The sequence below is a fragment of the Runella zeae DSM 19591 genome, from assembly GCF_000423565.1.
Classification (GTDB): domain Bacteria; phylum Bacteroidota; class Bacteroidia; order Cytophagales; family Spirosomataceae; genus Runella; species Runella zeae.
In genome coordinates this window covers 282,305-297,862 of record NZ_AUIF01000003.1, presented here as the reverse complement: position 1 = coordinate 297,862, position 15,558 = coordinate 282,305, and the positions used below count along the sequence as shown (strand labels likewise).

Sequence of the window (15,558 nt, the reverse complement as noted above, 5' to 3'; positions counted from 1 at the left end):
TTCTTTCGTTATGTGATTAGATTTGCTGATGTTAGAATTTGATTGATACAAAATGCCATCACTAAAACCCACCAAAGGAAAATTACTCATTGCCGAGCCGTTTTTAGGAGATCCTAATTTTGAACGGAGCGTCGTTTTTTTGTGCGAACATAATGAGCGAGGAACTTTTGGGTTGGTTTTTAATCAAACCACCAATTTATTTCTCAACGATGTTTTGCAAGAACCGGTGGCCAACAATTTACCTTTATACTTAGGCGGGCCTGTCGAGCAAAATACTCTACATTTTTTGCATCGTTTATCTTTTATTGAAGATGCTATTCCGGTGGGTGAGAATTTATTTTGGAGCGGTGATTTTGAGCAAATTATCAGCATCTTAAATGTGGGAAAAATAACCGAACAAGATATCCGTTTTTTTGTAGGGTATTCGGGATGGAGCGCGGGGCAGCTTGATGATGAGCTAAAAAGAGATTCATGGATTGTGTCTGACACAGACGCGGCTTTTATTTTTGATACCCCTACCGACCAATTTTGGCGCGCTGTATTGCGGCGCATGGGCGGCGAATACCGCGTAAAATCACACTATCCCACCGACCCTAGATTAAATTGATTGTTTATACATAATGGGATAGAATCCCTTCGCATCACATTTTTTGCAACATTATCATGAATTTAAAATTTAAGTTTCTAGCTCTTTTTTTTACAATAGCCATTGCCACTCAGGCTCAGACTGTCTATATGAAGCCTCATTTGGGACTAAGAGCTGGATTAAACATCTCACGGAGTACTTATTCCCCCAACTTTATTTATAACCTCAAGGCTCAATCCCACCCTAACTTAGGTGTTTTTTACCGCTTTCGTACCAAAAAGTGGGTGTTCCAGCCCGAATTACAGCTTTCGGTACGCGGAGGTACTTTTAAGGGAGAAAACGAAATAGTTAAAAACAACCTCAATTATGGAAGCTTTGTACCCGTCCTTGGCTATATTATCACAGAAGGACTAACTTTTGAAGTTGCCCCCGAATTTAGTTATCTACTTCATACTCCCAATACCATTGTACCCCTTCGCCGCAACGAAATGAGTTTGGGCACAGGTCTTAGATTCGACTTCATGGATATGGCCGAAGATTTTAGCCTCAATGTTCGTTATATTCATGGACTCAACAATCTCTCAACATCTCAGTCGGAAAGTTTTTCTAACCGCACCTTGCAAGTATCGGTCATTTATAATCTTTACAAAAAGAAATAAACGATACAGCTTAGCATACAAATAAATTTGGTTTTTAAAATCACAGTTGTACTTTTGTGACATGAATAACAACATACTCAATATTGCATATTGGTGGCGTACTCATTCCATAGGATGAGCAAGTAGCCTTTTGTAATGTTGGAGTGTGTACCAGCGGCTCGTTGCTCATCGCAGCGAGCCGCTTTTTTTATTTCTAAGACATTATCAACCTACCAATCTAATTCACATATAGCAATGGTCCAGACTGCCTTTACCGTCACTACAAAACATCGTAAATTACTGGGAGATATGCTTACTCCCGTGGGAGTTTATCTGAAATTACGCGACAAGTTCCCTTATACTGTCATGCTTGAAAGTGCCGAATACCACGGCATGGAGCATGGGTTTAGCGTTATTGCGTGTGACCCAGTGGCTTCGTTTGTGATTGATGAAGATATAGTAAGTCAATCTTTCCCAGATGGTTCTGAAGAGACATTTCGCCTCACGCACCGTAAGCAAGCCATGCAAACCTTACAAGAGTTTATTCAGCGCTTCGATGCACCCAAAAACGAGTACCCTTTCATCAATGGGGGGCTTTTTGGTCATATTACTTATGATTCGGTAGAATATTTCGAAGATATCGAAATTCAAGAAAAAACACCCGACAATGCCATCCCCCAGATGGTTTATCGCGTATATCGTTTTGTAATCGCCTTCAATCATTTCAAAGACGAAGTGTATCTCTTTGAACATGATTACGGAGTTACCCGCGAAGACAGTAATCATAGCCGTAGCATGGGAATGGACTTGGAATCCTTGGAGATGATTGTGAAAGCACCCAAAATGGCCACTTTCCAATTCAAAGCCGCCGCTGACGAGCAAAGCAATGTAAATGACGATGAAATGTCTGAAATCATTCAAAAATGTATTAATCACTGTCTGAGAGGCGATGTATTTCAGATTGTACCTTCTCGGCGTTTTAGCAAAAAGTTTGTGGGTGATGAATTCAACGTTTATCGTACACTTAGGTCTGTCAACCCATCGCCTTATTTGTTTTATTTTGATTTTGGAAGCTACAAGATTTTTGGTTCTTCGCCCGAAAAACAAATTTACATCAAAAATGGACACGCTGAGATTCACCCAATTGCGGGGACATTTCGACGCACCGGCGACGATGAGAAAGACGCCGAACTAGCCCGCCAACTAGCTGCCGACCCCAAAGAAACTGCCGAACACGTAATGCTTGTTGACTTAGCTCGCAACGATCTCAGTAGAAGCTGCGATGTGGTCAAAGTAGAGACTTACAAAGAAGCTCAGTTTTTTTCGCACGTTATTCACTTAGTTTCGAAAGTTACTGGCAAAATGAACCCAGGGGTCAATCCTCTTCAGCTGGTAGCTGATACTTTTCCGGCTGGCACTCTTTCAGGCGCCCCTAAGCACAATGCCATGACAATCATCAATCGCCTCGAAAAAACCAATCGCAGCATTTATGGTGGAGCATTGGGGCATATTAGCTTTAGTGGCGATTTTAATCATTGTATTACGATTCGTACTTTCTTAAGTAAAAACAACACATTGTTTTATCAAGCCGGTATGGGAGTAGTAGCCAAATCAAACATTGCGTCTGAGATGCAAGAGGTGCATAACAAACTTGCCGCTCTCCGAAAAGCAATCGAATTAGCTAATGAATTGTAAATAGCCTTTTTAATTCTTTATTACTAAAGTTTCTTTATCTTTGTTTCGCTTATTGCACACTTTTTGTATAAAGTAACAGGGAAGTTAATTTGTAATCGCTTTCAACGTATGAGGGGATATTTTATACTATTAGCAGTTTTTGTTTCCACACTTACATTTGGACAGGGAGGCATCAATCTTACTACCGTTGGCAATACCACACCGTGGTCGCCTCAAGGTGCTTTGACGAAGACATTTCTGGATGTGGGGACACCCGCAGTCAACGTAACTGCTACCGTAGAAGGCGATACTCGCCGTTTCAATAACAGCACCCCTCGAAACGATTCTCGCGGGCTTTGGCTAAGTACATCTTTAGGAACACCCCTTGAAAGAGTTACTGTTACCTTCAATTTTAGCTCACCTGTTACAAACCTTTCTTTTAGAATTCTGGGGGTTGACCGTGACCTTAGCTTTAGTAACTATCAAGATAGGGTAGCTATTGATGGTCGAGATGCGACAGATGCTGGCATAACCCCCGAAATTTCTTATAATCCTTCTACGGCTTATTTGTCTAATGGGGAGCTTCCTCACATCAAAAACATATACGGTTTTACAGCTGACCCTTTTGATAGCACCTCGGCAGAGGTAGTTTTTCGGAATGTAGGTGTCAAAAAACTAACCCTTACTTTTGGGAGTGGACTCCTCGTCCGTGAAGGGCCTCTCACTACCCAAAGTATTTTTATTTCAAGTTTATCGTGGTCAAATGTAGTGCCTGTCCAGCTCATTTATTTCCGTGGACAAGCTGAAAGCAATCGTGTACGTCTTAATTGGGCTACTGCCACCGAAACAAACAGTGATTATTTTAGTATCGAAAGAAGTGTAGACCTAAAAGAGTTTTTGCCGATTGGTAAAACAACCTCCCTAGGCGAATCCCGTCAGCGTCATGAATACAGTTTTTTGGATGAAGCACCTTTGCCAGGAGTCAATTATTACCGACTCAAACAAGTTGACAAAGACCTCGCTTTTGAATACTCCAAAATTATTGCGGTAAGTTCGCAGTCTCAAGCTTCCGATTTTGTGATTTATCCGAATCCGTCTGATGGCAAAACAATCAAACTACAATTTGATAATATTGAGCTAGATGCCCTTCGACTAGTAAATTTGGTAGGTCAAGAAATCCCCTTTGAAATACAAGCGTCTTCAACCAATAGTCTTACCATTCGGCCTTTTCAGGAACTTCGCTCAGGGCTTTATTTCATTACTTATGCAGCCCTTGGACGCAACAGAATCACCCAAAAGTTGTGGGTGAGCCAGTGACGATGACTTATGATGTAATTATCGTAGGCGGAGGTCATAATGGTTTGGTAGCTGCGGCATATCTGGCCCAAGCTGGTAAATCTGTGCTGCTGCTTGAGCGAAATGATTATCTCGGAGGAGCCACCACGTCTCAACGTATTTTTCCCGAATACGAGGCTTATCTTTCGCGTTATGCTTACTTGGTAAGTTTGTTTCCCACTAAAATCATTCAGGATTTAAACCTACCTTTTCAACTCAAACGTCGAAAAACTGCCTCTTTTACTCCGTTCGTTAAAAACGGAAAATCCTCGAGCTTACTCTTAAGCAATGTTGATGAGCGCCTCAATGCTCAACAAATCAAACAGCTACATCCCAAAGATTACGAAGGATACCAACGAATCTTATCATTGCAGCAAATACTAGCCACTAAGATTTGGGACTCCTTTTTGTCGCCCCTTCATTCCAAAGAGGACTGGGAAAAATCGCTTACCAATTCTGAGGAAAAATTGGCATGGCAAGCGCTAATAGAACAGCCTATTGGGAATCTGATTGAAACTTTTTTGCATGACGATATTCTACGGGGTGTAGTGCTGACTGATGCCAAAATCGGCACTTTTACTCATGCTCACGACCCAAGCCTGCTACAAAACAAGACTTTTCTTTACCACGTTATTGGCAACAAAACTGGAGAATGGCGCGTACCAGTGGGAGGTATGGGAGCAGTGGTAAGGGCGATTGAGGATACTGCTCAAAAAGCTGGCGCTACGATGATTACCGAAGCCTCAGTGGAGCATTTGCATTTAGGAAATTCTTATCATACCATTGGGTATCAAAAAGGCAACCAAGCATATGAAGCAAGGGCAAAGTACGTGTTGATGAATGCTTCTCCAAAAACAATAAACAAACTCCTAGGCAAAGCCTATACTCCTTCGCGCGCTAATGAAGGAACGGCTTTTAAGGTTAATATGCTTTTACATAAATTACCCAAATTAAAAGCAAATGGTATTGCCTCAACCGATGCTTTTGCGGGGACATTTCATATCAATCAATCTTATCAGCAGCTACAAGTCGCTTATGATGAAGCTAGTATGGGTCGTCTTCCTTCGCTTCCACCCTGCGAAATCTATTGCCACACACTGACCGATACTTCTATTCTTTCACCTCAACTTGCCCAAAATGGTTTCCATACGCTAACTCTTTTTGGATTTGATATGCCTTATAGTTTGTTTAAACAAAACACCGACAACCTAAAAAAGTCAGTAGTAAAGGCCTATTTGGAGGGGATTAATGAATACCTAGACGAACCTATCGAAACTTGCATTGCTCAAAACAGTGACCAATCTTTGTGTATTGAGGCCAAAACGCCCTACGACTTAGAGCAAGAGCTGGGCTTGCCCCAAGGCAATATTTTTCATGATGCACCTAGCTGGTTTTTTGCCGAAAATACCCTCGAGATAGGAACCAGAGGAGTAGAGACCGAATTTGAAAGGCTGTACATATGCGGTTCGAGTGCCAAGCGCGGAGGGGCCGTAAGTGGTATTCCGGGCTACAATGCAGCTATGAAAGTCCTAGGATTATGATTTTGCTAGGCAAATTCCCGTTGGATTTCTTCTTTCACTTTTTTGAGGGCATGAGCAGTAGGATTTCGGTTGTCTTGAATGATTTTTTCAAAAATCTTTTTAGATAATTCTAGCGGTGATGCCTCCGCAGGAATATCCGCAGCAGCTTGGTTAATAAGCGTAATTACCTCTTGCTGAGCGGCTCTAATATCTTCCCATACTTCAATACTCATGTATACTTGTTGCGACAAATTATGATTGAATTCTTCTCTTACTTCTCTCAACAAAATCTGTTGAAACTCCAAGGCATGAGTAGCAGAACCATTGAGTCGAATAAGAAGATTGTTGGGACTGATACGTTCCAAAAAAAGACACATCCTCTCATAGGCTTGAAGACGAATAGGAAGCGTAATTTCTATTTGTTTACGTTTTTGGTCAAGTTGTTTTTCATCAAATTGTTTTTTCAAAAAAGCCGTTATAGTCAGATACATTGCATATAACACCAGAGCGGAGGGAACAAGAATTTTTAGTAGGTCAGTGACGATTTCCATGGGTTTGTTGTTTGCACTTTACAAGATACGTTGCGCAAAGAACGCAAACAGAAAGCAAAATAGTACGTATTAATGAAGATAACCTATAAAAAACCATGTTAAATACCCCTCCTGTACGTATTTCGGCTATTGCCAAACAAGAAATAATAGACACTTTAAAAAGCAACAAAATCCCAGAAATATATGGTCTAAGAGTAGGCGTAAAAGGAGGTGGATGTAGTGCCCAGTTTTTATTAGGTTTTGATTTACCTACCGAAAACGACCAAATTTTCGTTATTGATAGTATTAAAGTTATTATTGATAAAAGACATTTGATGTACGTGATTGGAACAGAAGTGGACTTTGAAGAAACAGAGGAAGGTGCAGGTTTTACGGTTGTAAAATAACCTCACTTTATTATGAAATATGCCTAATAACGGAAGGGTTGTTTTAAATTTATAGTACATTAGTAATCTGGTTTACAGCCGATTACTCAAAAAAAATACATAATTAATGGTGGCTTACCATTTACTTAGTTATTAGATCTAACTTTTGGCACGATTTTAGGATTATGTCTGTCAAATCATCAAAAAACAAGATAGGGGTTTACGTGCAGAAAATTAGCAGACATATTCTGGCCATTTTGGCTTTGATTTCGTTGGTATTGGCTTTGCTATCTTTCTTCTTTTTTGAAAAAGGAGCGTTAGGCGCCACCGAAGAAAAATATTTTTCGGCCGTCAAAGAGCGAGTTAGCCACGAACTAAGCATTTCTCAGCAAGAATTAGCTGCGACGATAGCCTTGCTTTCCCAAAATGCAAACACGCAATTTTCTGACCTACGCCGTCCGACCAAATACCCTTACTACATCTATCAAAATGGTCGCTTGATTTTTTGGTCCGACTATAGGTTCATCCCTGATTATGAATCGATTAGGCGTATTACCGAAACCCAGCTTGTCAATTTCGAACAAGGCAAATACCTCGTAAGCCGTCAACAATACATCCGACTCCACGACCGTATCGATGTAGTATCGGTAGTTAATCTATATCGCCATTATAACAACGAAAACAATTATTTTCAATCGGGCTATAATTCAGATCTGTTTACCATTGACCCTGAAGCGATATCGCCACAAGCTGGCCCTGTTTATCAAAATGTACTTGACCCTCAAAATCGGTTTTTATTTTCGATTTCTCCCCCCAAGTTTGACACGCACCAAAACCAGTCTACCCCTGTCAATACCATTATTTGGGGTTCATTAGCAGCTTTATTTTTTGGAATTTATATTTTTCAGTGGGTATTTCGGTGGAGTCGTCAAAAAAGCTATGACCAAGCTTTTATCTTGCTTGTTGCTTATCTGCTTTTGCTGAGAGCTGGAATGATATATTTTGGGGTTCCGTTTCTTTTTTCCGAAACAGACCTCTTCAATCCTAAATTTTATGCTTCGTGGGTTGCCCCATCGGTAGGCGATTTACTATTGAATTGTATTGTTTGCTTTATTCTGTCTCTCTATTTAGCGGATTTTTATTTTCGTTTCAAAACCTATCATCGCCTGCTAAAAATACCCCAAAACCTCAAAGTTTTCTTATCGATTTTGTGTGTTAGTCTGAGCTTTGGCGTATTTTATGGTTGTTTCTCAGAAATTACCAATATCTACGAAAAATCTCAATTTACGCTAGATATCACTCTTAGCATTTCGTTTACCCTGCTCAAGATTGTGTGTCTGGTTATATTCATTTTTATTACCAGTATTTATTTTCTGCTTACTCACTTTCTAGTCAGTATTTTCATTCGATTCAACTCCAACCGCTCGCGTGCTATTGTGGTATTTTTGATTGGGATGGTGTTGGCAATCATCATCTTATGGTTGGCTGGAGCGGCCATTGAGTGGATTGTAATTATTCACGCTCTTTACTTCCTTATACTTTATTTTTCGCGCTTCCCTCGCATTTTATACACCTTCCGCTATCGCACTACGATTTACTATTTTACGGGCGCTTTTTTCTGGGCTATAGTCACTACTTACGTAGTATATAATGAAGAAGATCAAAAAGATGTAGTCAATAAAAAAGAATTTGGCCAGAAAGTAATCGCCGAAAATGACGGCTTAGGGGAGTTTTTATTGGATAAAGTACGGCTATCCATTGCCAAAGACATCGATATTCAGAATACATTCACGAAAGATACCATTCTGTCACGTGAGCGCATTCAACGAAAAATCAAGAGTATTCATTTAGACAAATATTTCGATAAATACGACATTGAAGTATTATCATTCAAAGCAGATGGAGAGCCTCTCGACAACACAATCTCAAAGCAGACCTTTGATGAGTATACCCGCTATTATCGACAGTCCAAGTATCAAACAAGCTATCCTTCTCTCTTTTTTATCAATGACATTGTCAACAATTTTAAAAAACAGTATTTAAGTCTGATTGATATTCAGAAAGATTCGGTTCTAGTGGGCAAAGTGGTTCTTAACCTTAATCCTCGTGAGGAACAACCCAAAAATGTCTACCCTGAACTTTTGATGGATAAAAAGTTTGTACAAGCGCCCGAAACTCGTCAGTACAGCTATGCCATTTATGATGCCACCAAACGCCTAGTATATAGCGCAGGTAGCTACAACTATGACCGCAAAATGCCCCTTGCCGAATTGGAAGGTACGGATTTGTTTGAGGAGGGCATTTTGCTTTATAGCTACAAACACGTAGGAAGCCGTGACAAAAACAAGCGCTATGTAGTAGTATCTTCCAAATCCTATCCATTCAAAAACATCATCTCCAATTTTTCTTTTTTATACCTCATTTTGGTATTGTATGTTATTGGAATCATTGGTGTATATGCTCTCAAGTATGGTTTGAGGCGATTGAAAATTAGCTATACCAACAAAATTCAAATTTTGCTAAACGTAGCGTTTTTCTTGCCTTTGATTCTCATTGTAGTTATCACGTTGAGTGTCATTAATTCCAACTACTTCAACAATCAAGAAAGTACTTATCTAGCCAATACCAAAAATGTAGTGATCAATTTTGCGCCTTATCTTGAAGAGCATTTGAAGGGCAGTAGAAGCAAAGACTCTATGGAAGAAGAGCTTGGGAAAATAGCCCGAGACGCCAATGTTGATATCAACTTTTTTGATGAAACAGGACAACTATATACCACCACAAAGCCACTCATTTATGAAAGCAAACTTCTTTCAAAATGGGTTAATCCTGAAGCCTATATTCACTTACTCCAAGACCGCGAAAATGAGGTGTTCCTCAACGAATCACTTGGCAACAAAGAATATCGTACGGCCTATGTCACCGTCAAATCAAGCCATACAAGTCGCCCGCTAGGAGTATTGAGTATCCCTTATTTTGACTCAAAACCCGAACTTGACCGCCAAATCATTGAGGTGATTTCGACAATTTTGAGCGTCTTTGCCATCGTATTCTTAATCTTTTTGGTCCTTTCTTATTGGGCCTCCAACATGCTCACGATTCCATTACGAACCATGACTCAGAAGTTCAGACGCATCAATCTTCACCAGCTTAATGAGCCGGTAGATTGGAAATCAGACGACGAAATTGGACTGCTTGTGGAATCATACAATCAGATGTTGAAAAAACTAGACGAAAGTAAAGAAGAACTAGCCAAAAACGAAAAGCAGTCGGCTTGGCGTGAAATGGCCAAACAGGTGGCACACGAAATCAAAAATCCGCTGACACCGATGAAATTGACAATTCAGCAGCTTCAGCGTACCATGCTTCGTGACCTTCCGCCTAACTTACCTCAAAGTGAGAGAATTAGGCGCACTTTTGAGTCTCTGATTGATCAAATCGACAACATTAGTGATATCGCGACTTCGTTTTCGGATTTTGCAAAAATGCCTCTTCCCAAAAACGAACTTTTTGAAATATCTTCGGTACTCAACAAAGCCGCAGACCTCTATGCCGACGACCCAAAAATCATTCTTCGACGTGATATTCAAAGTCGACGTGTCAATGTGATGGGTGATCGTCAGTTGATTGGGAGAATCATCACAAACCTCATCATCAATGGTATACAATCTGTTCCCGTTGACCGTCGCCCCGAAGTATCGTTACGTTTGCGTACCGATGAAGGCAATGTTTATATTGAAGTTCAAGACAATGGAAACGGGATTCCAGAGTCCATTCGTCCGAAGGTGTTTTTGCCTAACTTTAGTACAAAACAGGGAGGCTCTGGCTTGGGACTTGCTATCGCCAAAAGAGGCGTAGAACACGCTGGTGGCAATATTTGGTTTGAGACAGAAGAAGGCATTGGTACTACCTTCTTCTTATCTCTCCCTTTGACGCATTCGGCTCAGCTCTCTGAATTGAGTCTAGCCAAGTAATTTCTATTTAATGCTGATACTCAGCACCGGAATATCAGAATGGTTGACGGTGTCTTCGGTCATACTTCCCACGAGCAGGTGAGCTAATCCTCTTCGTTGGTGCGTTGCCATCACAATCAAATCAGCATTGTGCTCATGGGCAAAACTCAAAATAGCATCTTCTTCGTTAAACACATTTTGTTTTGATACATAGAGCGTCGCATTTTTAAGCCCAGACATAGCCACCAACTGATTTTTCTGCGCTTCTATCGCTTCGTCGTTTTCAAAATGGGCGGGATTGTTGAGATAAAGTAGTGAAATATCTCCATTGAAAATACCTTGCAAACTTGCTAAAGTATGAAATGCCTTCAATTGGTCGTCTTTCAAAGTAGTAGGAAATACTATTTTTGAAAAAGACTTCACCGCAATCGGCACGGCAAGCACAGGACATTGAGCGCGACGAATTATTTTTTCGGTATTAGACCCCACCAAAAACTCTTCAAGCCCCGAAGCCCCTCTCGTCCCCATCACAATCAAATCAATGGCATGGTCTTTCACGACTTCTTCGATTACGCTTGCCATCGGTCCTCCAATCACCGCTGTCTGGATTCTTACCCTTGCAAACTTTCCATTGTCGGCTATCTCAGTCAGTGTTTTTTTTAGGCTTTCTGTCACCATATCCAGGTATTCATCCTCAATCGCCTTGTCGTAAAGATAATATTCGGCCAAAGGAGTCGCGGTTACCATTTTTTCATTGGCATGTAATAGCATTATCTCCGCGTTGGTTTTCAGAGCAATGTCGGCAGCTACTTCCAACGCATATTGTGAATACTTTGAAAAATCGGTTGGGACTAGGATCTTTTTCATTGACGTAATTGGTTAATGTATGTGATGCCTCAATGTACCCCCATGTGTTTTTTTAAATCATGACGAATATCAACACAACTTCCTGATTTACATCACATAAGGCTCATTCTTCAGAAAATATCTTGCTTCACTCATCAGCATACCCACATCTATGCTTAATTTTGATAATAAATACCACGAGCATCCAAACTACGCCGATGAATCTTTTTAAAATAAGTTGGGCTAACCTGAAAGACAAAAAACTAAATAGTTTTCTTAGTGCTCTCCTCATGACACTTGGGATAGGCATCATCTCCATGCTTTTGCTGCTAAACAAACAACTTGATGAACAGTTTAGGCGCAATATCAAAGGCATAGATATGGTAGTAGGTGCCAAAGGAAGCCCCTTACAATTGATTTTGTCAAGTATTTATCAAATCGATTCACCTACTGGCAATGTATCGTTGGACGAAGCCCAGCGTATCATGAAAAACCCACTGGTAAAAACGGCGATTCCGTTGGCCATGGGCGACAACTATATGTCGTTTCGCATCGTAGGTACCAATGCCAAATACCCGAATCACTTCGAAGCCAAAGTCAAAGAAGGGCGGCTCTTCACGACCACGCTAGAAGCTACCCTAGGGGCAAAAGTAGCCCGAGTAACCGGTCTTAAAGTTGGTGATACCTTCGCGGGTGCCCACGGTTTCGACAATATGGACGATGTGCATGGCGATAAGAAATACAAAGTAGTGGGGATTTTCGAAACCAACAATTCGGTAGTTGACCAACTTATCTTGACCGATATATCGAGTGTTTGGTCTATTCATGAGCATGCCCAAGAAGGTCCCAATGTTACTTCTATGCTTACGGGGGGAGATTCGACTCAAACCGATGACCCTAGCAAAGAAATTACTAGTTTGCTTATCAAATTTCGCAACCCTATGGGTATGATAGCTCTTCCGAGATTTATCAATGAAAACACCAAAATGCAGGCTGCCTCAGTAGCTTTTGAAATCAATCGGTTGTTTTCTTTACTTGGAATAGGGATTGATACTTTGCGGGCGATTGCCCTTCTTATCATCTTTATAGCGGGGGTAAGTGTTTTTATTTCTCTCTACAATTCGCTTAAAGAACGAAAATATGAAATGGCACTCATGCTTTCAATGGGAGCTACTCGCACCAAACTTTTTGTAATGCTACTCTTAGAAGGTATCATGCTGGCTTTGGTAGGATATGTAGCAGGTGTGATTTTGAGTCGAGTGGGTTTATGGCTCTTTAGCAATGCTGCCGAATCTGATTATCATTATTCTTTCGCTGACTTTGGCTTATTGTCAGAAGAAGTTTGGTTGTTGGGTGGGGCTATTTTGATTGGTATCTTGGCCGCTGCAATCCCTTCTTTGGGTATCTATCGCATCAACCTTTCTCGCACTTTGGCCGAAGAGTAAGATACTATTAGTATTGTACGTGATATAGTATAGCGCCTCTTTATAGGAGAGACGCTATACTGTATCACTTTTTTTCTTAAAAAAATTCTATTTAGTGCTCACATCTTTTACAACCTTTTGACTCACCAACAGAGGTTTATCTGCACATCTTTATTTTTGGTATCTTTCTTTACCTCAAATAAGCACATTATTGTATCTTTAAGTTTAAAATATTTTTTTAACCCATGAGAAAACTACACTTCATCATTATTCTGGCATTGGTCACGGGTTTTACAAACCTTAGTTTCGCCCAAAGGCCCACCACTACGGACTATCATGCCAACAACCGTTTTGAGCAATTGGGCACGGGGCTTCCAACTCCTAACACCTATCGTACCGCGTCAGGAGCACCGGGGAAAGACTATTGGCAACAACGCGCCGACTATGACATTAAAGTAGAACTTGACGAGCCCAACAACAAAATCATTGGAAGCGAGACAATCACTTATTTCAATCAGTCGCCCGATGCCCTTCCTTATCTTTGGATTCAGTTAGACCAAAATCTTTTTGCAAAAAATTCTCCCGGGCCCATTTCACGTACTGGAGACCTCGGAAATCAGACTTCTATGGCAAGTTTGGCGACTATTTCGGATATGCACTATTCCAATGCAGACTATGGATACAATATCTTGTCGGTAAAAGATGCAAAAACCGGCAAAGCGCTTCCTTATACCATCAATCAGACGATGATGCGGATTGATTTGCCCCAAGCTATTTTGTCAAAACAGAGCTATTCTTTTTCGATTGACTGGAACTATCGCATCGTTGAATTTTCAAAAGGTGGACGCCGTACTGGTTTTGAAGCTTTCAAAGACGGCAACAATGTGTACGAAATCGCCCAGTTTTATCCTCGCTTGTGCGTATATGACGATGTGACGGGATGGCAAAACAAACAATACTACAGCCAAGGAGAATTTGCTCTTACATTTGGTAATTTCAAAATGGCAATCACCGTCCCCAATGACCACGTTTTAGGCGCTACTGGCGAACTTCAAAACCCCGCCCAAGTGTTGACTCCTTCGCAATTGAAAAACTTTGAAAAAGCAAAAACATCTGACAAAGTGGTGGTCATTGAGTCACAACAAGACCGTGAAAAAGCCGAAAAAGGCAAACCTACTGGCAAGAAAACGTGGATTTTCAAAGCCGACAACGTGCGTGATGTCGCTTTTGCCACTTCTCGTAAATACATTTGGGATGGCAAAATGCAAGAAGTAGCGGGTAAAAAAGTACTTTGCATGTCGTTTTATCCCAAAGAAGGGAATCCTCTTTGGGGAAAATATTCGACCGAAGTCGTGGCTCATACTATCAAAACTTATTCTAAGTTTTCGGTAGATTATCCTTATCCAGTCGCTATCTCGTGCCACGGGCCAGTGGGCGGCATGGAATACCCCATGATATGCTTCAACGGTGGTCGTCCTGAAGCTGACGGTACTTATTCGGAAGCCACCAAATATGGGATGATTGGGGTGATTATTCATGAAGTAGGCCATAATTTCTTCCCCATGATTGTCAATAATGACGAACGTCAATGGATGTGGATGGATGAAGGATTAAATACTTTTGTGCAATACCTCACCGAAAAAGAATGGGATAGAGACTATCCGACTCGACGTGGTGAACCTCAGGCTATCGTAGATTATATGAAGCAAGACCCAAAAAATCTGGTGCCTATCATGACCATGTCCGACAATCTCATCAACGCTGGCGCGAGTGCCTACGCAAAGCCAGCAACCGCTTTAAATATCTTGCGCGAGACTGTCATGGGACGTGAACTGTTTGACTATGCCTTCAAAGAATATAGCCGCCGCTGGGCTTTCAAGTCGCCCACTCCCGCCGATTTTTTCCGTACCATGGAAGATGCCTCTGGAGTGGATTTGGATTGGTTTTGGAAAGGTTGGTTTTATACTACCGAACCCGTAGACCAAGACCTAGTAGAAGTAGAATGGTTTGCGGTCGATACCCAAAACCCTGACATCAACAAAGCCGAAGCCAAAAAACAAGCCGACGAAAAACGCAACACTGTGGCTCGTCAGCGCGACAAAGATTACATCAAAGAGTCGGTCGTGGAAAAAAATCCTGACATGAAAGATTTTTATAATACCTACGACCCTTACAAAGTAACCGACGCCGACAAGAAGAAATACGAAGCCTATCTGGCAAGTCTCTCACCCGATGAGCGAAAATTGGTGGAATCAGGTTTGAATTTTTATACGTTGAAAGTGAAAAACAAAGGTGGCTTGCCCATGCCCGTGATCGTGAAGATGCAGTTTGAAGACGGAACGGATTCGGTGGCTCGTTTTCCAGCGGAGATATGGCGTTTGAACGACCAGCAGGTATCGAAGGTAGTGACGACGAAGAAGAAAGTAGTACAATGGACCTTGGACCCTTATCGCGAAATCGCTGATATTGATGAAGAGAGCAATCACTTCCCACGTCAGCCAGCGCAGCCCACGCGTTTTCAGTTGTTTAAAGGAGGCGGTTTTCAGCGAGGTGGTGGCAGCAATCCCATGCGTGAAGCCCAACAAAACCAGCAGCCCAAGCCAGCACAACAAGGTGGAGCTAACAAAAACTAAAAATTTACGGCGGAGTCAATCTCCGCCTTTTTT

11 protein-coding genes are annotated in these 15,558 nt (G+C 41.3%); 9 read left to right on the top strand and 2 right to left on the bottom strand.

The features are described from left to right. The first annotated feature begins 52 nt into the window (after positions 1 to 52). The 5 genes from G563_RS0101345 to G563_RS0101325 all read left to right on the top strand — a co-directional run bounded on the left by G563_RS0101345 (position 53) and on the right by G563_RS0101325 (position 5,774). Positions 53 to 607: a YqgE/AlgH family protein gene (locus tag G563_RS0101345; RefSeq protein ID WP_028663709.1), complete on the top strand. Its 555-nt coding sequence runs from the start codon at positions 53 to 55 to the stop codon at positions 605 to 607. 56 nt (positions 608 to 663) lie between these two features. Continuing rightward, on the top strand, positions 664 to 1,245 hold the full coding sequence (locus tag G563_RS0101340) for an outer membrane beta-barrel protein (RefSeq protein WP_037325753.1): 582 nt from the start codon (positions 664 to 666) through the stop codon (positions 1,243 to 1,245). A gap of 234 nt (positions 1,246 to 1,479) precedes the next feature. Continuing rightward, positions 1,480 to 2,919 carry an anthranilate synthase component I family protein gene (locus G563_RS0101335; protein ID WP_037325752.1) on the top strand — a complete coding sequence of 480 codons (1,440 nt, stop codon included), beginning with the start codon at positions 1,480 to 1,482 and terminating at the stop codon, positions 2,917 to 2,919. Positions 2,920 to 3,027: 108 nt separating this feature from the next. Next, a complete protein-coding gene (locus tag G563_RS36650) occupies positions 3,028 to 4,215 on the top strand; it encodes a T9SS type A sorting domain-containing protein (RefSeq protein WP_051210681.1) in 1,188 nt (395 codons plus the stop codon). A 2-nt stretch (positions 4,216 to 4,217) separates the two neighbouring features. Further along, complete coding sequence (locus tag G563_RS0101325) at positions 4,218 to 5,774, top strand: phytoene desaturase family protein (protein ID WP_037325751.1); 1,557 nt, start codon at positions 4,218 to 4,220, stop codon at positions 5,772 to 5,774. A 5-nt stretch (positions 5,775 to 5,779) separates the two neighbouring features. Here the strand turns inward: G563_RS0101325 and G563_RS0101320 are convergent, their stop codons facing one another. Beyond that, positions 5,780 to 6,304 carry a DUF7935 family protein gene (locus G563_RS0101320; protein ID WP_028663705.1) on the bottom strand — a complete coding sequence of 175 codons (525 nt, stop codon included), beginning with the start codon at positions 6,302 to 6,304 and terminating at the stop codon, positions 5,780 to 5,782. A 95-nt stretch (positions 6,305 to 6,399) separates the two neighbouring features. Between G563_RS0101320 and G563_RS0101315 the strand changes: the two genes are divergently transcribed. Both G563_RS0101315 and G563_RS0101310 read left to right on the top strand, forming a co-directional pair. Beyond that, complete coding sequence (locus G563_RS0101315) at positions 6,400 to 6,690, top strand: HesB/IscA family protein (protein WP_028663704.1); 291 nt, start codon at positions 6,400 to 6,402, stop codon at positions 6,688 to 6,690. A gap of 203 nt (positions 6,691 to 6,893) precedes the next feature. Further along, positions 6,894 to 10,643, top strand: a complete 3,750-nt coding sequence (locus G563_RS0101310) for a sensor histidine kinase (RefSeq protein ID WP_028663703.1) — start codon at positions 6,894 to 6,896, stop codon at positions 10,641 to 10,643. 3 nt (positions 10,644 to 10,646) lie between these two features. On the opposite strand, the gene G563_RS0101305 is transcribed toward G563_RS0101310, so the two are convergent. After that, positions 10,647 to 11,489, bottom strand: coding sequence for a universal stress protein (locus G563_RS0101305; RefSeq protein ID WP_028663702.1), 843 nt, complete (start codon positions 11,487 to 11,489; stop codon positions 10,647 to 10,649). A 197-nt stretch (positions 11,490 to 11,686) separates the two neighbouring features. On the opposite strand from G563_RS0101305, the gene G563_RS0101300 reads away from it, so the two are divergent. Continuing rightward, positions 11,687 to 12,913, top strand: coding sequence for an ABC transporter permease (locus G563_RS0101300; protein ID WP_028663701.1), 1,227 nt, complete (start codon positions 11,687 to 11,689; stop codon positions 12,911 to 12,913). 224 nt (positions 12,914 to 13,137) lie between these two features. Beyond that, positions 13,138 to 15,525, top strand: a complete 2,388-nt coding sequence (locus G563_RS0101295; protein WP_028663700.1) for a M1 family metallopeptidase — start codon at positions 13,138 to 13,140, stop codon at positions 15,523 to 15,525. The last annotated feature ends 33 nt before the right edge of the window (positions 15,526 to 15,558 follow it).